Origin of the sequence: Peribacillus sp. NPDC096622 (genome assembly GCF_044762665.1) — a bacterium.
Taxonomy (GTDB): Bacteria; Bacillota; Bacilli; order Bacillales; family DSM-1321; genus Peribacillus; species Peribacillus frigoritolerans_B.
In genome coordinates, this window is the sequence record NZ_JBIWES010000002.1 from 44,262 (window position 1) to 63,583 (window position 19,322).

General features: G+C 41.9%; 16 protein-coding genes. 10 read left to right on the top strand and 6 right to left on the bottom strand.

Annotation, left to right across the window (positions count from 1 at the left end):
• Window positions 1-57: 57 nt before the first annotated feature.
• The gene (gene rlmH / locus ACIQYG_RS03625; protein ID WP_034316119.1) at window positions 58-537 is read left to right on the top strand and encodes a 23S rRNA (pseudouridine(1915)-N(3))-methyltransferase RlmH; all 480 of its coding nucleotides are present in this window, start codon (window positions 58-60) and stop codon (window positions 535-537) included.
• Between the two features lie 79 nt (window positions 538-616).
• Window positions 617-1,684 (top strand): dual-specificity RNA methyltransferase RlmN, encoded by a 1,068-nt coding sequence (rlmN, locus tag ACIQYG_RS03630; protein WP_402835517.1) that lies wholly within the window; start codon window positions 617-619, stop codon window positions 1,682-1,684.
• Between the two features lie 60 nt (window positions 1,685-1,744).
• Here the strand turns inward: rlmN and ACIQYG_RS03635 are convergent, their stop codons facing one another.
• The gene (locus ACIQYG_RS03635) at window positions 1,745-2,077 is read right to left on the bottom strand and encodes a heme oxygenase (RefSeq protein ID WP_402835518.1); all 333 of its coding nucleotides are present in this window, start codon (window positions 2,075-2,077) and stop codon (window positions 1,745-1,747) included.
• 287 nt (window positions 2,078-2,364) lie between these two features.
• Between ACIQYG_RS03635 and ACIQYG_RS03640 the strand changes: the two genes are divergently transcribed.
• Window positions 2,365-3,813, top strand: a complete 1,449-nt coding sequence (locus tag ACIQYG_RS03640) for a DEAD/DEAH box helicase (RefSeq protein ID WP_402835519.1) — start codon at window positions 2,365-2,367, stop codon at window positions 3,811-3,813.
• 470 nt (window positions 3,814-4,283) lie between these two features.
• Window positions 4,284-6,356, top strand: coding sequence for a catalase (locus ACIQYG_RS03645; RefSeq protein ID WP_402835520.1), 2,073 nt, complete (start codon window positions 4,284-4,286; stop codon window positions 6,354-6,356).
• A 63-nt stretch (window positions 6,357-6,419) separates the two neighbouring features.
• On the opposite strand, the gene pepT is transcribed toward ACIQYG_RS03645, so the two are convergent.
• The 5 genes from pepT to ACIQYG_RS03670 form a co-directional block, all read right to left on the bottom strand.
• Window positions 6,420-7,655 (bottom strand): peptidase T, encoded by a 1,236-nt coding sequence (pepT, locus tag ACIQYG_RS03650; RefSeq protein WP_402835521.1) that lies wholly within the window; start codon window positions 7,653-7,655, stop codon window positions 6,420-6,422.
• 141 nt (window positions 7,656-7,796) lie between these two features.
• Window positions 7,797-9,260, bottom strand: coding sequence for an alpha-amylase (locus ACIQYG_RS03655; protein WP_402835522.1), 1,464 nt, complete (start codon window positions 9,258-9,260; stop codon window positions 7,797-7,799).
• A gap of 274 nt (window positions 9,261-9,534) precedes the next feature.
• Window positions 9,535-9,738 carry a hypothetical protein gene (locus ACIQYG_RS03660; RefSeq protein WP_402835523.1) on the bottom strand — a complete coding sequence of 68 codons (204 nt, stop codon included), beginning with the start codon at window positions 9,736-9,738 and terminating at the stop codon, window positions 9,535-9,537.
• Window positions 9,739-9,957: a VTC domain-containing protein gene (locus ACIQYG_RS03665; RefSeq protein WP_402835524.1), complete on the bottom strand. Its 219-nt coding sequence runs from the start codon at window positions 9,955-9,957 to the stop codon at window positions 9,739-9,741.
• Window positions 9,930-10,334: a VTC domain-containing protein gene (locus ACIQYG_RS03670; protein WP_402835525.1), complete on the bottom strand. Its 405-nt coding sequence runs from the start codon at window positions 10,332-10,334 to the stop codon at window positions 9,930-9,932. The genes ACIQYG_RS03665 and ACIQYG_RS03670 overlap by 28 nt, the downstream gene beginning before the upstream one ends.
• 256 nt (window positions 10,335-10,590) lie before the next feature.
• Between ACIQYG_RS03670 and ACIQYG_RS03675 the strand changes: the two genes are divergently transcribed.
• From ACIQYG_RS03675 to ACIQYG_RS03700, 6 genes are read left to right on the top strand one after another with little or no spacing between them, the layout of a single operon-like run.
• The gene (locus ACIQYG_RS03675; protein ID WP_402835526.1) at window positions 10,591-11,943 is read left to right on the top strand and encodes an aspartate aminotransferase family protein; all 1,353 of its coding nucleotides are present in this window, start codon (window positions 10,591-10,593) and stop codon (window positions 11,941-11,943) included.
• Between the two features lie 7 nt (window positions 11,944-11,950).
• The gene (locus ACIQYG_RS03680) at window positions 11,951-13,459 is read left to right on the top strand and encodes a pyridoxal phosphate-dependent decarboxylase family protein (protein ID WP_402835527.1); all 1,509 of its coding nucleotides are present in this window, start codon (window positions 11,951-11,953) and stop codon (window positions 13,457-13,459) included.
• 2 nt (window positions 13,460-13,461) lie between these two features.
• Window positions 13,462-15,264 carry an IucA/IucC family protein gene (locus ACIQYG_RS03685; RefSeq protein WP_402835528.1) on the top strand — a complete coding sequence of 601 codons (1,803 nt, stop codon included), beginning with the start codon at window positions 13,462-13,464 and terminating at the stop codon, window positions 15,262-15,264.
• Complete coding sequence (locus tag ACIQYG_RS03690) at window positions 15,254-15,838, top strand: GNAT family N-acetyltransferase (protein ID WP_402835529.1); 585 nt, start codon at window positions 15,254-15,256, stop codon at window positions 15,836-15,838. Before ACIQYG_RS03685 ends, ACIQYG_RS03690 begins: the two co-directional genes overlap by 11 nt.
• Entirely contained in the window at window positions 15,813-17,141 is a 1,329-nt protein-coding gene (locus tag ACIQYG_RS03695; RefSeq protein ID WP_402835530.1) for a lysine N(6)-hydroxylase/L-ornithine N(5)-oxygenase family protein, read from the top strand. Before ACIQYG_RS03690 ends, ACIQYG_RS03695 begins: the two co-directional genes overlap by 26 nt.
• A 22-nt stretch (window positions 17,142-17,163) precedes the next feature.
• Complete coding sequence (locus tag ACIQYG_RS03700; protein ID WP_402835531.1) at window positions 17,164-18,975, top strand: IucA/IucC family protein; 1,812 nt, start codon at window positions 17,164-17,166, stop codon at window positions 18,973-18,975.
• Window positions 18,976-19,322: the final 347 nt, after the last annotated feature.

A 19,322-nucleotide genomic window follows, 5' to 3' on the forward strand; every position in this document is an offset into this window, starting at 1 on the left:
TAGGTAGGCAAATCCAACAATTGATAGTAAAAACATAATGAAAGCTAGAGGATGTATATGAAAATAACGATTATTACTGTTGGCAAGCTAAAGGAAAAATACTTAAAGCAAGGAATTGCTGAATATACAAAAAGGTTAAGCGCCTATGCTAATATAGAACTTGTCGAAGTACCGGATGAAAAGGCTCCGGAGAACCTGAGTACAGCGGACATGGACATTGTAAAGCAAAAGGAGGGTGAACGAATCCTGGCCAAAGTCAGCCCGGACACCTACGTAATAACGCTTGAAATCAATGGAAAACAGCTTACTTCAGAACAGCTGGCCACTCATATGGATCAGCTGGCCACCTATGGAAAGAGTAAAATTGCCTTTATTATTGGCGGGTCGCTTGGGCTAGGCACCGAGGTGTTATCAAGAAGCGATTATGCCCTTTCCTTCTCGAAAATGACCTTTCCGCATCAATTAATGAAATTGGTTCTAGTCGAGCAAATATATCGGGCTTTTCGAATAAATAGAAATGAACCATATCATAAATGATAGAACTGATTCCGGTGGAATTCCCGTAAGGTAATGGGTTAAAGTATTAAATCTTAATGTAATGAAAAGAGGGTAACGAATGAATAAAGAGTCCATTTATGGTTTAACATTCGAACAATTGACAGCGTGGCTTTCGGGCCATGGCCATAAAAAATTCAGAGCTTCCCAAGTTTGGGAGTGGCTTTATAGAACACGCGTGACGAGTTTCTCTGAAATGACGGATGTTAATAAAGAGTGCATAAAATTACTTGAAGAGCACTTTGTCATCCAGACTTTGACTGAGCATGTCAAGCAAGAAGCAGCGGATGGTACGATAAAGTTTCTGTTTAAATTACAGGATGGCAACCTTATCGAAACGGTTATGATGAGACATAAATACGGAATTTCGGTTTGTGTCACCACCCAAGTGGGCTGCAATATTGGCTGCAGTTTCTGTGCCAGTGGTTTATTGGCCAAAAGCCGTGATTTATCCAGCGGGGAAATAGTGGAACAAATCATGAACGTTCAACTGCATCTGGATAAATTGGAACAAGGTGATGTTGTAAGTCATGTTGTTGTAATGGGCATTGGCGAACCGTTCGATAACTTTGAAAATATGTTAGACTTTTTGAAGGTGCTCATGGACCATAAGGGTCTTGCCATCGCGGGCAGGCGCATTACTGTTTCGACAAGCGGTCTTGCCAATAAAATTTATGAATTCACCGATACTAAATTACAGGTGAATCTGGCCATCTCATTGCATGCACCGAATAATGAGCTCAGGACAAGAATCATGAAAATAAACCGAGGTATTCCGATAGAAAAATTGATGAAGTCTCTTGATTATTATTTAGAGAAAACGAATAGAAGAATTACGATCGAATATATCCTATTGAAAGATGTCAATGACCATCAAGAAGAAGCCGAGCAACTTGCCGATCTCCTTGATGACAAAAAACATCGCCTCTATGTCAACCTGATCCCATATAATCCTGTAGATGAGCATAGCCAATACCAAAGAAGTGAAAAAGAGTCCGTTCTCTCGTTTTATGATACGCTGAAAAAGAGAGGCATCAATTGTAAAATTCGCCAAGAACATGGAACGGATATTGATGCGGCTTGCGGTCAGCTTAGAAGTAAACAAATCAAGAAAGCTGAAGCTAAGTAAATTCATTAAGAAAGAACAAAAAGAGGACGTATATTTCGCGGCCTCTTTTTTATGATTTCATTATTTAGCTATTTCCTTTACCGAGGCGACTTCATACGTTGTAAGCTCGCTGCCTAGAATTGGAGATTCTTTTTTTGCTTCACCGGAACCTGGTTCAGGACGTTTATGTGCAGCTTTGAATGCATCGCTATTTCTCCAAGCAGTAAAGTTATCGAGGTTTTTCCAGTACATATTAACGCTCAGTCCATCGTGATCCGTCAAATTCTGCGTTAATAATACTTCAACTTTCACGAAGCCTTCCATAGTATCAAGTGGACCAGGTGCAGTAAATCCTGGGGCCATGACTGCACCCATCCCTTTTTTGACTCTGATTCTATTCGTTACGATTATCATAAATGAGTCCTCCTTTTGGCCATCGGTTTGGAATATACACCCTTTTTTTTCGCAATTTCATACATATTTTAGCATATTGAAAGAAGCAGGGTCCATTTTGATTAACTCGAATCATGGGAAGACACTGTTTCAATGAAGACGGACGTTTCATTATATTGAAATAGGACAATTGAATTTGGATATTACAAGGTTTATCGATGCATATCGCGTATAATAGAACTCTGTATAAGGAAATTACGATTATGGAAACAATAAAACAACATACTAAACAAAAAAGAGGCTGTTATATGAATGAATTGAGTTTTACTGATTATACATTAAGCGATGAAATTGTAAGGGCATTAGAAAGCTTGGGATATCAACGTCCAACCGAAGTGCAGCGTGAGGTTATTCCAGTGGCGCTGAAAAAGAGGGATCTTGTCGTTAAATCGCAAACGGGAAGCGGCAAGACCGCTTCATTCGGCATACCGATCTGCGAAATGGTCGAGTGGGAGGAGAATAAGCCTCAGGCGCTTATTTTAACACCGACACGTGAGCTTGCCGTGCAGGTAAAAGAGGATATTACGAATATAGGCAGGTTTAAAAGGATAAAGGCTACTGCAGTTTATGGAAAACATCCATTCGCACTGCAAAAAGCGGAATTGAAACAAAAAAGCCATGTAGTCGTCGGAACGCCGGGGCGTGTTCTTGATCATATCGAGAAAGGGACATTCGCCTTGGAACGCTTAACTCATTTAGTTATTGATGAAGCGGATGAAATGCTGAATATGGGCTTCATCGAACAAGTGGAAGCCATTATTAAGGAGCTTCCGAAAGAAAGAGTAACCATGCTGTTCTCTGCTACATTACCGGAGAGTATAAAAAAGCTATGCAAGCAATATATGAAGGATCCTTTGGATATTGAAATCAAAGCAAAGGGTTTAACGACGGAGAAAATTGACCATGCCCTTATTGAAGTGAAAGAAGATGATAAGTTTTCCCTGCTTAGAGACGTCACCATCACGGAAAACCCCGATAGCTGCATCATTTTCTGCCGGACAAAAGATAGGGTGGACCAAGTATGTGAACAGCTGCTGGAACTGGAATATCCGTGTGACATGATTCACGGCGGCATGCTTCAGGAAGATCGCCTTGCAGTGATGAATGAATTCAGAAGAGGCGAATTCCGCTATTTGGTTGCGACAGATGTTGCTGCCCGTGGAATTGACATCGACAATATAACCCATGTAATTAACTATGACCTGCCATTGGAAAAGGAAAGTTACGTACATCGAACTGGAAGAACGGGCCGTGCCGGTAAAAAAGGAAAAGCCATTACTTTTGTGACGCCGTACGAAGACAAATTCCTTACGGAGATTCAAGGATATATCGGTTTTGAAATCCCTAAGATGGCTGTTCCTTCAAAAGAGGAAGTTTCCAATAAAAAAATGGAATTCGAAGCCAAACTGGAAGCCCGTCCAAAGATCAAAAAAGATAAAAGTGAACAATTGAATAAACAAATCATGAAGCTGTATTTTAATGGCGGCAAGAAAAAGAAGCTCAGGGCTGTGGATTTTGTCGGGACCATCGCAAAGATTGATGGAGTGAATGCAGAGGACATCGGGATCATTACGATCCAGGACAATGTATCTTATGTGGAAATATTGAATGAAAAGGGACCGCTTGTCTTGAAAGTGATGAAAAATACGAAAGTAAAAGGCAAACTTTTGAAGGTTTCAGAGGCCTTTAAGAACTAAAAGGTGTTGAATGAAAAGAAGCGGGAAGACCGAAAATCGGTCTTCCCGCTTCTTTTTTATATGTTTTTCTTCCCATCCTCATTTTTTCAAAACTGGAACGGGAATTTTTCGACCCATACACAGATGATTCGACCTATCTGGAAAAAATTCGACCTCCCCGGAATAATCCGCCCTCACTGAAATAGTAGTTTTTTTGTTTATGAGGAGGTTAAGATTCTTTCTCTAAATTCTGTTTAACCGCCAAAACTGAGTGGTATATGAGGAAGGATAACGCAATTATTTCGAAACAATAAATACATCTGTTTGTAGAAAAAAGGAATTCTATCTAATTTTAAAACAAAGTTGATTGGAACGTAAGGCGCGAGACTCCTGCGGGAAAAGTGAGTGCCTGGAGTGGAAGTCAACGATCCTGTAGGCAATAAACAACATGAATTAATCTGAATTCTTAGAGAGGGAGGGGAATGAGTGGGATGACGAAAGCAAATGAAAGCGGCGAAAGAATTGATGAGCAAAGTAAGCAGCGGCAGTTGGATCAATATCGAGTGGATGATAATGGGAAAAAGATGACGACTAACCAAGGTTTGCGTGTTTCTGAGGATGAGCATTCTTTGAAAGTGGGAACCCGTGGTCCAACTTTGATGGAGGATTTTCATTTCCGGGAAAAAATGACTCATTTTGACCATGAGCGTATTCCTGAGAGGATTGTCCATGCGCGTGGATCAGGTGCTCATGGATATTTTCAGGTATATGAATCGATGGCCGAATATACAAAAGCCAAGTTCCTGCAAGACCCTTCAGTCAAGACACCAGTATTCGTTCGTTACTCCACGGTGGCAGGTTCCCGCGGATCGGCAGACTCGGTCCGTGATGTAAGGGGATTTTCTACAAAGTTTTATACGGAGGAAGGAAACTATGATTTGGTCGGAAATAATATTCCGGTGTTTTTTATCCAGGATGCCATTAAGTTCCCGGATTTAATCCATGCGGTTAAACCGGAGCCTCATAACGAAATTCCTCAGGCCGCATCTGCGCATGATACTTTTTGGGATTTCGTCGCCAACAATGAAGAAACCGCACATATGATCATGTGGCATCTATCTGATAGGGCCATACCGAGAAGTTTCCGGATGATGGAAGGGTTTGGTGTCCACACTTTCCGTTTTGTAAATGAACAAGGCGTGGCCCATTTCGTTAAATTCCATTGGAAGCCTGTACTGGGAGTTAAATCCCTGGTTTGGGATGAGGCACAGAAAATTGCAGGGAAGAATCCTGATTTTCACCGCCAAGATTTATGGGAAGCGATAGATACCGGAAACTATCCTGAATTTGAATTTGGCGTCCAAATGATTAAGGAAGAAGATGAATTTAAATTCGAGTTTGATATCCTTGATCCTACTAAACTATGGCCGGAAGAACAAATTCCGGTTAAAATAATCGGAAAAATGGTTTTGAACCAAAATACTGATAACTTTTTTGCAGAGACGGAACAGATAGCTTTCCATCCGGGGCATGTTGTACCGGGAATTGATTTTTCAAATGATCCGCTGCTCCAGGGACGTTTATTCTCATACACCGATACCCAGCTATCCAGATTGTTAGGACCGAACTTCCATGAGCTTCCGATTAATAGGACGCTTGCCCCTATTCATAATAATCAGCGCGACGGCATGCACCGAATGTCAATAAATCCAGGGCCGGTCAGCTACCACAAAAATTCCCTTGCAGGCAACTCTCCTGAACCTGCTTCCGAAGGGGAAGGCGGCTATGCTCATTACCAGGAAAAGGTCGATGGCAGGAAGGTCCGGCAGCGCAGTGAAAGCTTCAAGAATCATTACAGCCAGGCTAAACTATTTTGGAATAGCATGACGGAAGTGGAGAAGGAACATATTATTCAGGCTTTCCACTTTGAAGTGGGAAAAGTGAAAAGTAAGGACGTTCAGCAGCAAATTGTCGAGATGTTCAGCAATGTGGATGTTGAACTGGCCAAAACGATCGCCATTGGAGTGGGCGTGAATCCCCCAGCCAACAATAGTGAGGTTGAAATGGACTTGGCTTCTCCGGCTTTAAGCCAGGAGCAAATGAAAGTGAACACTGCCGCAACAAGAAAAGTGGCAATCTTGGCTGCGGATGGTTTCAACGGTTCAGAGGTTAATTCAGTCTTGGAGTCATTTAAATCAGCAGGTATAACGGCTGAATTCATCAGTCATAATCGTGGAGTGGTTACAAGTTCTGAAGGAGAGCAGGTCGAGGTGAATCAGACATTCCTGACAGCCGATTCGGTACTTTTCGATGCTGTATATGTGGCAGGAGGCCAGGAGAGTGTCGATGCTCTAAAGGCATCCAAGGAACCCATCTACTTTGTTGATGAAGCCTACAATCATTTCAAAACAATTAGTGCGGGAAAAGAAGGAGCCGAGATCTTATCGAGGGCAGGCATCGTTTCCGATGATCCAGCTTCAGGCATTGTAGCTGTTACGGATAAAAATAGCGGTTCTGCCTTTATCGAGGCAATTGCCAAGCACCGTCACTGGAAACGCGTTTAATATCTATTGAAAAACCCCCAGACTTGAAGTCAGGGGGTTTTTCAATAGATATTTCGTATCAAGCTACTTTGCCTTTTCTTCAAAAAGTGATGCAATGCCAACGATCACCTTAGTGGCCAGTATCATATTATCGACGGAAATAAATTCATATTTGCCGTGAAAGTTCTCCCCGCCCGTAAAGATGTTGGGTGTCGGCAGGCCCATATACGATAATTGAGAACCGTCCGTACCACCGCGTATTGGTGAGATTTGCGGTTTTATATCGAGTTTCTCCATTGCTTCATGGGCAATATCCACGATTTCCTTCACGGGCTCAATTTTTTCCTTCATGTTGAAGTATTGGTCGTGTAATTCGAGCTGGATACGGTTTTGCCCATATTTTTCTTTTAAATCTTCGATTACTTTTATTATATATTCCTTGCGTTCATTGAATTTTTGGCGGTCGAAATCCCTGATGATGTAAGAAAGCTTGGTCTCTTCCACATCACCGTGAAATGAAAGCAGATGATAAAATCCTTCGTAACCTTCCGTATATTCCGGTGCTTCTGCCACTGGGAGCTTATTATGGAATTCCATGGCGATTTTTGCCGAATTCACCATTTTTCCTTTAGCCGTACCAGGGTGAATGTTCGTCCCTTTGATCAGGATTTTGGCCGATGCTGCATTGAAGCTCTCATATTCAAGCTCTCCAAGCGGGCCACCGTCCACGGTGTAAGCAAATTGGGCATCAAAGGCATTTACATCAAACTTATGGGGTCCCCTGCCGATTTCCTCATCGGGAGTAAAAGCAACACGGATTTTTCCGTGCTTGATTTCCGGATGCTGGATCAAATAATCCATGGCAGTCATGATTTCGGCAATTCCTGCCTTATTATCTGCTCCTAACAGGGTTGTCCCATCCGTTGTAATCAAGGTATGCCCTTTATAGTTCTTAAGCGAAGGAAAATCATCAGGTGAAAGAATGACATCCAATTTTTCATGTAAAGTAAGATCTTTTCCATCATAGTTATCAACGATTTGCGGTTTTACATCTTTTCCGGTAAAATCCGTTGCTGTATCGACATGGGCCAAGAAACCGATTGTCGGGACATCCTTACTTGAATTGGCTGGCAAGGTTGCCATGACATAGCCGTTCGGATCAATAGTCACTTCCTTCATCCCAATGGATTGAAGTTCCTTGACCAATGCATTTGCCAAGGTCAGCTGTCCGGGTGTAGAGGGACATGAGGGATTTTCCTCATTCGATTGGGTATCCACTTTCACATAAGAAGTGAATCTTTCAATGATTTCATTTTTCATTTTTCCTTCAACTCCTTTTTCCCTAATCTTACCATGATTGACCGCAATGGAAAAATTATCTTTTTTAAATATCTCCTAGGGTGGTGTCATCGCAAAGAACGGCATATCTGCAAGCGACATGCCGTTCATTGCTACCCCTTTTTAGAGTGGATTGTTCAAGGCCCATACGGATACGCTTTTCCCATGAACGGGGAAGGTAGCGAAACCATCTTCTTCAATGGTAATGTGGTCATCTTTATGACAAGTTAAATCAATCCAGATTTCACCTGCACGATGTTCACCGACGAACATCCTTTTTTCACTGTTGTGATCTCCATTGGAGATAATGACGGCACACCCCGAGCCTTCTAGCTCTTCAACTCCGTGCCGGACCCAGCCTATCGTATTTGGATCATCAAAGTAGTCAGTCTGTTCTCCGTAAGCTTTTTCATACCTAGCATATAGTAGGCGATCCAGGATATCCTTTTTCCCAGGCACGGGAGAAGGTCCGCCGATTCCATAATAGTCCCCGTAAAAGACACACGGATAACCGCAAAGTCTAAGCAGGGTAAGTGCATATGCCGATGGTTTGAACCAGTCCTTTACCCAGGACTCCAGTGATTCATGAGGCTGGGAGTCATGGTTGTCGACAAAAGTGACGGCCTGTGCCGGATTGGTTTGGACGAGGGTATCATCAAAGATGGTTGAGAGGTCGAAGTCTGTTCCTGCTTTTGAGGCCTCATGAAATTTATAATGCAGGGAAACATCGAACAAGTTGAGGTCATGATTGGTTTGCTCTAAGTAAGTTTGACAAGCTTTAACATCCGCCTTCCAAAATTCGCCGACCATGAAGAAATGTTCCTTTGTATAAGGAATGAGTTCTTGAAGAAATTCATTGATGAATTCATAATCGATATGTTTAACGGCGTCCAAACGAAAACCATCACACTTTAACGTATCAACCATCCATTTTCCCCAGCTAATCATTTCCTGACGAACTTCCGGCAGGCTGTAATCGATGTTGGCAAACATTAAATAATCATAGTTTCCGAATTCATCGATGACATGCGGATTCCAGTGCTTATTTTCGCCTGTGATTCGAAATACACCCATTTTGTCGTGTTCGGCATCATAGTCTGTACCATTAAAATGAGTATGGTTCCACTTAAAGTCAGAGTATTTATTTTTACGGCCCGGAAAATCGAATTTTGTCCAGCCTTCCATTTCAAATGGTTCTGAGATATCTTCCATCCGGTTGTCTGGATTGACTTCAATCACTTCAAATTTTTCGGTTCCATCAGCTCCTGCTTTATGGTTCATGACTAAATCGATATAAACGCAAAGTCCGTAGTTATGGCAAGTGGCTATTGCTTGCAGCAATTCATCTTTGGTCCCGTATTTGGTACGAACAGTTCCTTTTTGGTCAAATTCCCCCAAATCGTAACCGTCATATATTCCATATCCATTATCCCCAACGGATTGCCCTTTGGTAACTGGCGGAAGCCAAACACAGTCAATTCCTATATCCTTCAACTTGGAGGCTGCATATTTCAATCTTTCCCAATGAGAACCATCTGCCTCAAGATGCCACTCAAAAAATTGCATCATCGTATGATTTCTTTTCATCCGTTTCCCCCCTGACACCGATCCGATTTTTACAAAAGTGAAACTAATGCAATCGGATAAAGTAATAATGGAAATCTTTACCCACTAAAATCAAATGATAAACAAGTTAACAACCCTCTTGATTGAGGTTCATTTACCTCTCTATTTTACTATTTTATACCAGATAAGGGTATTTTATATTGATTGGCAGCTAAAAATTAATCAAATGTGGAGGAATAACCCGGAAAAGGCTATACGCCAATTCAAAAAAAGCATCCCGGATTTTAGGGATACCTCAGTTTTTCGTAAGTCTATTATCGTTTTTTGATGCATCTGAATATTTAACGATTAATAAAAATGGATTTTCAACAGTGATCCGGTTGGCAAATATGAGCATTACAATACCTATTAAAATGGCACCGATGATAACCATTAAAAGTGGTGCTAGTTGTTGTCGTATCCATTTGCTATTCCTCCAAATATTATATGTTTGCTGCAATCAGCCGTATCTTCTGCTTAGTTGATATTTTGAAAAAGCTGTTTTTCTAATATCGATGATGGATAACAATTGTTTGATGATATCCGGAAGAAATTCGTCGAATTTTATTTCCAGGATTATACAATCTGGGTCTGAAGCATCAACCACGATTAATTCGGGATTCAGGAAGTCCGTATCCCGATAGCTCGTTTTCACATTACTGTCAAAGGTGACCCGCACATTTCCGTACTCATAGATGAATACCTCCCTTTCAAGTCAACGACGTTTGTCGGCTTGATTTGGAAAAGGGTCATTTGCACATATAAGTCCCTAAGGATATTCCTTGAATCACCGGACATCCAATCTATATCCCCTGAACGAATCCGTTCGTATTCTCTAGCAGAAAGCCTGCACTTATCCCTGTGATAAAATCCCGCTGTTTTTTGCCGCAGGATTTTATTGTCAAAGTTATCGAAATAGACACTTCGAATTAAATATTTCCCATCCAGCCCATGGGGATCAAGCCTCATGAAGTTTTTCAGGTTTTTTCTTAATAAATGACAATCCGCTTTGGTGATTGCATGTTTGAGTTCCCGCCTTCCCTTTAAACCATTCATTGTTGTTCCTCCTTTTCCTTGATTTTTGGATGCATTCACCTTATTAACAGAATCTTAATAAAATTTTAAGAACATTTTTATATTCAATAGATAAATAGAGATCAGGCCCCAGTTTTAACCTTTTCTTAATTTTATTGGAATTTAATAGAAGAAAAATGAGTTAATTTACTCATTGAGAATAATTATCATTATCATTAGAATAGGTTACACGATAATGATAATTATTCTCAATCAATTCAATACATGGAGGTTAACTATGATAACGAACATGCTTACAAAAAATGACCAACTACTGGAACAACAAAATACAAGGGAATCAAATGCCCGATCTTATCCTAGAAGATTACCCATGGCGATCGATCAAGCAGAGGGAATTTACCTGACAGACATGGATGGAAAACGATATATTGATTTTCTTGCCGGGGCTGGAACATTAGCGCTCGGACACAATCATCCGGCAGTGCTTGAAGCAATGGAAAAAGTTCTTAAGGATAAACGTCCTTTACATACATTGGACTTTACGACACCGATCAAAGAGCAGTTCGTCGATGAAATTTTTGAATGCCTGCCAGAGGAATTCAGGAAAAATGCAAAAATCCAATTCTGCGGTCCTACTGGCGGAGATGCCATCGAGGCAGCACTTAAACTGGTCAAAACAGCGACAGGCAACAGGAGCATTTTATCTTTCCAAGGAGCTTATCACGGGGCAACGCATGCAACCATGTCAATCAGCGGCAATACAAAACCAAAGGAAAAAATACAAGGGTTAATGCCAGATGTGCAATTCCTGCCGTATCCCTATCAATATCGCTGTCCCTTCGGAATAGGCGGAGAAGAAAGCCATAAAATCAGCAGCCAGTATATCGAAAATCTATTGAATGATCCCGAATCAGGATTATTGGCACCCGCAGGGATGATTTTGGAGGCAGTGCAAGGCGAGGGAGGTTCCATTCCAGCTCCAATTCCATGGCTTAAGGAAATCAGAAGAATAACGAAAGAGAAGGGCATTCCGCTAATTATCGACGAAGTTCAATCAGGTATCGGCCGTACAGGGAAGATGTTTGCCTTTGAACATGCAGGTATCGTTCCGGATGTTCTTGTACTATCCAAAGCAATAGGCGGAAGTCTTCCATTATCGGTGGTGATTTATAACAAAGAGCTGGACCTATGGTCACCAGGTGCACATATCGGTACGTTCCGCGGAAATCAAATGGCAATGGCAGCAGGAACAGCTACTTTAAAATACATGAAAGAGACGAATCTTGTGGAGCATGCCGCTAAAATGGGGGAAATCTTAAAGGATATTCTTAAAGATTTGCAAAAAGATATTAAGCAGATCGGCGATGTCAGGGGCCGTGGATTAATGGTCGGTGTAGAAATGATCGATCATGAAGAACCGCAAAATGCTAATGGAAGCCATCCCGCTGATTCGCAACTTGCCAGTGCCATTCAACAGGAATGTTTTCAAAGAGGGCTGATTCTGGAAGTTGGCGGCAGACATGGAAGTGTAGTGAGGTTCTTGCCTCCATTGATCGTAACGGAATCCCAGCTTCGCGAGGCCACTGCAATTTTTGAACAAGCTGTTCGTGCAGCTGTTGCAAGAGGGTGAATGATCAATGATCGAAATGATAAATAAAACGGACTTTGCTTATTCTCAGATGTTCTTGAATAACGAAGAAGGTTTCAATAACTACAGCCAGTCATTAAAAATCATTGAAAAAAAGCTGACCAACTTTTTAAAAGGGAATAATTCACCATACTCTGGGAAAAAACCGTATGAAATCGAAGCAAGGTTAAGCGGGCTGCTCCCCGCTTCCCTAAAAGGGGAGTCAATGGAAGCAGTGGCGGATGAGCTGGCAGAGTTTGTAATTAATGACAGCATCAATGTACAAAGCCCTGCTTGTATCGGACATTTGCATTGCCCGACATTAATACCTGCCGTTGCTGCCGAAATGGTTATTGGTACGTTGAATCAATCCATGGATTCATGGGACCAAAGCTCGTCGGCAACCTTCGTTGAAGAACGTTTAATAGATTGGCTGTGCAGCCAGGTAGGGTTACCGGAACAAGCGGATGGGATTTTCACAAGCGGTGGAACCCAATCTAATTATATGGGCCTGCTACTGGCAAGGGACGCTTATTGTAAGCGTTTCTGGGGTGTTGACGTTCAAAAGCAGGGCTTGCCGGCCGAGGCGAATAAATTGCGGATTTTATGCTCTGAGGCTGCCCACTTTACGGTTCGGAAGTCGGCGGCACAGTTGGGGCTTGGTGAACAGGCTGTAATCACGATTAAAACGGATGTAAATCACCGTTTGTCCATGGACGAATTAAATCATCAATTGCTGCTTTTGGAGAAACAGGGTTTACTGCCATTTGCCATCGTTGCAACTTGTGGGACAACGGATTTTGGTTCAATCGATCCATTACACGAATTGTCCGAAGCTGCAAGGAAGAATGGGATATGGCTGCATGTGGACGCCGCATATGGAGGCGCGATGATTCTAAGTAAGGATTACAAAGACTTAATCAGCGGAATTGAACGGGCCGACTCGATTACGGTTGATTTTCACAAATTATTCTATCAACCCATCAGTTGTGGTGCTTTTCTTGTCTCTGACAGCAACTCATTTCAATATATCCAGCATCACGCAGATTACTTGAATCCACAGGAAGATGAAGCGGAGGGCATGGTTCACTTAGTCAATAAATCGGTTCAAACGACGAGAAGGTTCGATGCACTGAAGCTTTGGATGTCCTTGAAGGTCGTTGGACTGGATACCTTTGCCGAAATGATCGATTATACTTGTCACCTTGCACGTGAGGTGGCAGTGAAGATCGATAAAGAGGAAGGATTCACAGTATTGAATAAAGATCCTGAATTGAATGCGGTTGTATTCCGTTATAATCCCGAAGGAGAAAGTGATCAGTTAGTAAATCTATTAAATAAACAGATTCAGCAAGAATTACTGAAAAGCGGACGGGCATTTTTAGCAAAAACACGTTTTGAAGGACAGGTATATTTAAAAATGACACTATTGAATCCAATGACAAGGCTTGAACACATAGAGGACATTTTAGACGAAATTCGAGTATTAGGTGAAATGTTCAAGATGATGGAGGAATGAAGATGAATGGTAAGCAAATAGCTGAAAGGGCGACGATGCAAAGCTTTCTGAATTGCTATTTCCGGGAAACCGGAAATTGCAGTTTAGATGAAACGAAGAACTGGCCGAATTTGGGAGGGTCCATTCCGGATTCATTGATGGTCAGTAAGCTCATATCCCAAGATATTGCATTGCTTGTTCCGCTTAAATACTGGTCGGAAACGGGGCGTCATATTTTCCACTTCCCGGTTTACTATCAAACGGGATCCAAACAAGTACATGAATTAGATTACGTGACAATGGTCTCGATTGTTTCTAAAGAATTATTGAATGAGCAGGGCCGGACGGATAGTGAAGATGAATTGATGCTGCGTGTCATCCTAAGCAGCCAAAATATTCAACGGTATGTTGAAGCCAGGACGGAAGACGTCGATGCCCTTCAAAGTCCCGATTTCACCTACATCGAAGCAGAGCAGTCACTTTTATTCGGGCACCTGTTCCACCCGACACCGAAAAGCAAGCAAGGCATTTCAGAAAAAGAAGAATGGATCTATTCCCCCGAATTAAAAGGTCAGTTTCAGCTGCACTACTTCCTGGCAGAACCTTCGATTGTCATCCAGGATTCCAGTGAAGTCCGATCGGCAAGTGAGATCATTAAACAGGAATTAGCCGGTGACTTGGAGATATCCAGTGAATTCCGACGGACGTATTGCCAAAAGGAAAGCCGGTATATCATCATCCCGGCACACCCGCTCCAGGCAAAAGTGCTTATCGAAAAAGAAGAGGTCAAGAGGCTAATCGAGCAAGGAACACTAGTTTATGCAGGACCGCTTGGGAAAAAATTCACTGCCACCTCTTCATTTAGAACGGTATATAGTGCCACATCGAGATATATGTACAAATTTTCAGTTCCGGTTAAAATCACGAATTCCTTACGTGCAAATCTGCAAAAGGAACTAGATCGTGGTGTCGAAATTGCAAAATTAATAGATTCTAAAGTGGGCGACGATCTAAAAGAACGGCATCCCTCCTTCCGTATCATCAAGGACCCTGCTTACTTAACGATTAAAACGACCGAGCAAGAATCGGGATTCGATGTTGATATCCGGGAAAATCCTTTTTTTGAAAACGATAAACAAGCAAGCCTGATTGCCGGCTTATGTCAGGATAATGCATATGGGGCACCATCAAGACTTGGAGCGATCATCCGCAAATTATCAGCTGATGAAGACCGCAGTACCGAAGAAGTTAGTAAGGACTGGTTCAAAACCTATCTGTCAATGACATTGAAACCGATGCTTTGGCTATTCGAAGAGTATGGAATCGTTTTGGAAGCCCATCAACAAAATTCCATCATTCAACTTCAAGATGGGTATCCAGCCGCTTTTTATTATCGTGATAATCAAGGGTATTACTATTGTGAGTCCAAAGTGGACAGGCTGCTGAAGATCCTGCCTGAACTAAGTGAAAAAAGCTTCACGATTTGTTCTGATGAAGTCGCAGAAGAAAGACTGCAATACTATTTCTTTTTTAATCACTTATTAGGCTTAATCAATAATTTTGGAACGGAAGGATTAGTATCAGAGAACAAACTGTTACAGCTCGTTCAGGAACAACTGGAAACATGCAGCAGGGATAGCGAAGATGAAGGGCTGAATCGAGTTGTTTCAAAGTTGCTTCATGACCGGGAATTAACTTGTAAGGCTAATTTACTGACACGATTCCATGATATGGATGAGCTTGTTGGTTCACTTGAGACACAATCCGTTTATACAACGATTGATAATCCGTTCGCGCAGGGGGTTATGGCCGTCCATGAAAAATAGTTATGAAGAAATGCTCAAGGACTGCAATAAACAGCTTTCATTTGTCAAAGTTGAATTTGAGAGGGATTTGAATACACTGCATAAATGGATGCATGAAGATCATGTGATACCCTACTGGAATTTGAATTTCACAAAAGAAAAATTCGCTGTTCATTTAAAAAAGGCATTGGCTGATACACACCAAACACTTTATTTAGGCTGTCTGGACTCCATTCCCATGAGCTATTGGGAATCGTATTGGGTAAAAGGCGATATCATCGAAGGTTATTATGAATCCGAAGAGGGAGATCAAGGCATTCATTTACTCATTGGTGATCCGGATTATCTAGGAAAAGGACTGGCTTTGCCGTTTTTACGTGCAATGGTGAAATTCCAACTACTGACTTCAACCACTAACAAAGTGATGGCTGAACCGGATATCAGGAATGCAAAGATGATCCATTTATTTGAAAAATGCGGGTTTACCCCAATTAAAGAGATTGAACTCCCTGACAAAACAGCATTGCTTATGTCATGCACACGGGGGAATTTCGAGAGGAAGTGGAACTATGGAGAAGCAACAATCTATCTATGACCTGGTAGGGATAGGGATTGGTCCCTTTAATCTGGGACTTGCGGCCCTTTTGGAGAAAACCCCGGAGTTGAATGCCGTCTTTTTTGAGAAAAAGCGGGAATTTAATTGGCATGAAGGGATGCTGTTGGAAGGGACGACTCTGCAAGTGCCATTCTTTGCCGATCTAGTTAGCATGGCAGATGTGACAAGCCCATATAGTTACCTGAATTATTTACAGCAGCATGATCGGCTTTATCATTTCTACTTCCTTGAAAAATTCTTGATTCCACGAAAAGAATATAACGACTATTGCCGCTGGGCTGCCAATCAACTTGATAGCTGCCGTTTTGGAAAAGCGGTGGAGGCGGTTGAATATATAGGGGATCAAGGTGAACCCTGCTATCAAATCAGTGTAAGGGATGTACAAACACAAAAGATCGAAGTCTATTATAGCCGTCATGTAGTCATGGGAATTGGCAGCTCCCCGACTGTTCCATCGGCCTTTCAGCCATATATGGGAGAGAGCATCCTGCATTCGGCCGATTATTTACGGAATAAAGAAAACGTCTTAAAGAAAAAATCCGTAACGGTTGTCGGATCTGGACAGAGTGCAGCCGAGGTCTTTCTGGATTTGCTTAATGAGCAGGAGGAATATGGCTACCAGCTAAATTGGTATACAAGATCCAAGGGATTTTTCCCTATGGAATATTCAAAACTCGGGTTGGAATACTTCACTCCAGATTACCTTGATTTCTTTTATCGGCTGCCGCAGGAAAAGAAGGATGAAATCCTGCCGAAACAGGATTTATTGTATAAAGGGATCAGTGCTACGACAATTGCAGCGATTTTTGACAAGATGTATGAAAAATCGATTGGAAATGCCGAACTATCCATTGAACTTCGGGCCATGACGGAAGTTGCGGCAGTTACCCCCGCTGAAAATGGCTGGGAATTGAAATGCCGACAGTGGGTAGAAGATAGCGAATTTGATGTTGACACAGAGGCAATTGTTTTTGGGACGGGCTATAAATCAACCCTTCCGGCATTCCTTGAAACCATGGAGGACCATTTAGTCCGCGATGACTTGGGGCGTCTTGCAATAACGAAAGACTATAAGGTAGGAACGGCCATCTCTACACCGAATCACCTTTTTATCCAAAATGGCGAGATACATACACATGGTGTGGGTGCTCCGGATCTAGGCTTGGGGGCATTCAGAAACTCGATTATCATCAATCAATTGGCAGGTAAAGAAGTTTATCCATCGAAGCCAAAGGGTGCATTTCAGTCATTCCGTGTAAAAACACCCGTGATGGCTTACTAAGAAAAGGGAAGGGGAGAATTATATGCAGTTCATAAATGAAGTGGAACAGGCAGTTTCAGAAAATAATTGGTCGATAGTAAACCAAAACCTGCTGGCCAAGATGATTTCTGAGTATATGTATGAAGATATGATCCATCCAGCAGTACTGAACGAAAACGCAGCAGGAAATCTATATGAGTTAATGGTGAATGAGGGAAAATCTTATCGGTTTTTAGCGTCGCCCCGTCTTTTTGACAGCTATGAAGTACATGCCGAATCGATCCAGGTATGTGAAGCGGCAGGTTTTACACAGGCCAAAGATGCTATTCAATTCATTTTGGACATCCAGCCGTTAATTGGGATGACTGCAGAAACAACAGGACATTTAATCAAAGAATTCCATCATACGCTGCTTGCGGATCTCCAATTGCTATCCAAACCTGAACAAGATGCGGATGATTTAGTCGAACTGGATTATGCATTACTTGAAGGAGAAATGAGCGGTCACCCTTGGATTGCTTATAACAAGGGAAGGATCGGTTTCGGTTATGATGATTATTTGAAGTTCGCTCCAGAAAACCAGAAGGAAGTTCAGTTATCCTGGATTGCCATCCATAAAACGAGGGGTGAGTTCAATTCAGTCGAAACGTTATCCTATAAGCAATTGATGGAGAATGAACTGGATGGGGGAACCCAAAAATCATTTGCAAAGATATTGACAGAAAAAGGGCTGAACGCAGAAAACTATTACTACCTCCCAGTTCATGAATGGCAGTGGAAGAATGTAATCATCCAGAACTTTACCGATGATTTGGCTAAAGGGCTGATCGTAGCTTTGGGAAATGGTCCTGATAAGTATTTGCCGCAACAATCCATCCGGACATTCGTTAATGTATCGAAAAAGGATAAACACCACGTCAAGCTGCCGATGAGCATTTTAAATACGCTAGTCTACCGTGGATTGCCGGCTGAACGCACGGTCATTGCCCCGAAAATCACAACGTATATAAAGAACATTTATGAAAATGATTCATTTTTGAAAGAACAATGCAAAGTAGTGCTTCCTGGTGAAGTGGCCAGTTTAAATGTTGATCACCCGTATTATTCCAAGCTAGAGAATGTACCGTATCAATATTTAGAGATGCTGGGGGGGATTTGGAGAGAAAGCATTTACAGTTATATGGAAGAAGGCGAGAAGCCCATTACGCTTGCGTCCCTTTTACATGTGGACAGCAAAGGTAAACCATATGTGGAAAGCCTTATAGAAAAATCGGGATTGACTGCAGAAGCCTGGACAGCTCAATTATTCGAAGTCATCCTATCACCATTATTGCATTTTATCTATCAATATGGATTGGTCTTCTCGCCGCATGGTCAAAATACCATTTTAGTTTTGAAGGATTACAAGCCTCACCGCTTGGCCATCAAGGATTTTGTAGATGATGTAAACGTCAGTGATCAGCCGCTTCCTGAATTAAGCAGCCTTCCTGATGATTTAAGGAAAGTATTAAGAAGTGAGACTCCAGAGGGGCTGGTTCAATTCATTTTCACGGGACTATTCATCTGTCATTTCCGATACTTGTCAACACTTTTGATGAAGAGGTCCCTTTTGGATGAGAATGCTTTTTGGGAAGGCGTCGCTCGAACAATCCTTACACATCAGAAAAAATTCCCTATGTTACAGGATCGTTTCGATACATTCAATTTCTTTGCGCCAAAATTAACGAAACTCTGCCTGAATAGAAATCGGATGCTTCAATATGGATATAGCGATGGTGAAGACCGTCCGCATGCATCTGAGTTTGGGCATGTGAATAATGCCCTTTATGAAAAGTTACCTGCAAAAACGCTTTAAAGTTGGCTCAGAATTTTGAGCCAGTTTCAGACAGTAGACAAACACGATGAAAATCGAGTTTGTCTACTGTTTTTTATGGCTTTTACAATTGACCGTTGATTTCCGCTCCAGGCACGCGCTTTTCCCGCAGGAGTCTTGTACGCCCCTCCAATCAATTTTGTTGTAACTGACAGATAGAACTCCTGTTGTTTGTATTAAATAGAAGTATCAAATCATGAGGTAATGAGGATGTAAAAACTATTGCCGAGATGATAGAGTGCGATAATCATTAACAAATATCACATTAAAAAGGATTGTGTTATCCTCCTTGGTTCAAATTCCCTAAAAATTATCTTTGGAATAGGGCT

Coding starts and splice junctions, on each gene's coding strand:
- rlmH (WP_034316119.1), top strand. CDS start 58: ATGAAAATAACGATTATTACTGTTGGCAAGCTAAAGGAAAAATACTTA.
- rlmN (WP_402835517.1), top strand. CDS start 617: ATGAATAAAGAGTCCATTTATGGTTTAACATTCGAACAATTGACAGCG.
- ACIQYG_RS03635 (WP_402835518.1), bottom strand. CDS start 2,077: ATGATAATCGTAACGAATAGAATCAGAGTCAAAAAAGGGATGGGTGCA.
- ACIQYG_RS03640 (WP_402835519.1), top strand. CDS start 2,365: ATGAATGAATTGAGTTTTACTGATTATACATTAAGCGATGAAATTGTA.
- ACIQYG_RS03645 (WP_402835520.1), top strand. CDS start 4,284: ATGACGAAAGCAAATGAAAGCGGCGAAAGAATTGATGAGCAAAGTAAG.
- pepT (WP_402835521.1), bottom strand. CDS start 7,655: ATGAAAAATGAAATCATTGAAAGATTCACTTCTTATGTGAAAGTGGAT.
- ACIQYG_RS03655 (WP_402835522.1), bottom strand. CDS start 9,260: ATGAAAAGAAATCATACGATGATGCAATTTTTTGAGTGGCATCTTGAG.
- ACIQYG_RS03670 (WP_402835525.1), bottom strand. CDS start 10,334: ATGAATGGTTTAAAGGGAAGGCGGGAACTCAAACATGCAATCACCAAA.
- ACIQYG_RS03675 (WP_402835526.1), top strand. CDS start 10,591: ATGATAACGAACATGCTTACAAAAAATGACCAACTACTGGAACAACAA.
- ACIQYG_RS03680 (WP_402835527.1), top strand. CDS start 11,951: ATGATCGAAATGATAAATAAAACGGACTTTGCTTATTCTCAGATGTTC.
- ACIQYG_RS03685 (WP_402835528.1), top strand. CDS start 13,462: ATGAATGGTAAGCAAATAGCTGAAAGGGCGACGATGCAAAGCTTTCTG.
- ACIQYG_RS03690 (WP_402835529.1), top strand. CDS start 15,254: ATGAAAAATAGTTATGAAGAAATGCTCAAGGACTGCAATAAACAGCTT.
- ACIQYG_RS03695 (WP_402835530.1), top strand. CDS start 15,813: ATGGAGAAGCAACAATCTATCTATGACCTGGTAGGGATAGGGATTGGT.
- ACIQYG_RS03700 (WP_402835531.1), top strand. CDS start 17,164: ATGCAGTTCATAAATGAAGTGGAACAGGCAGTTTCAGAAAATAATTGG.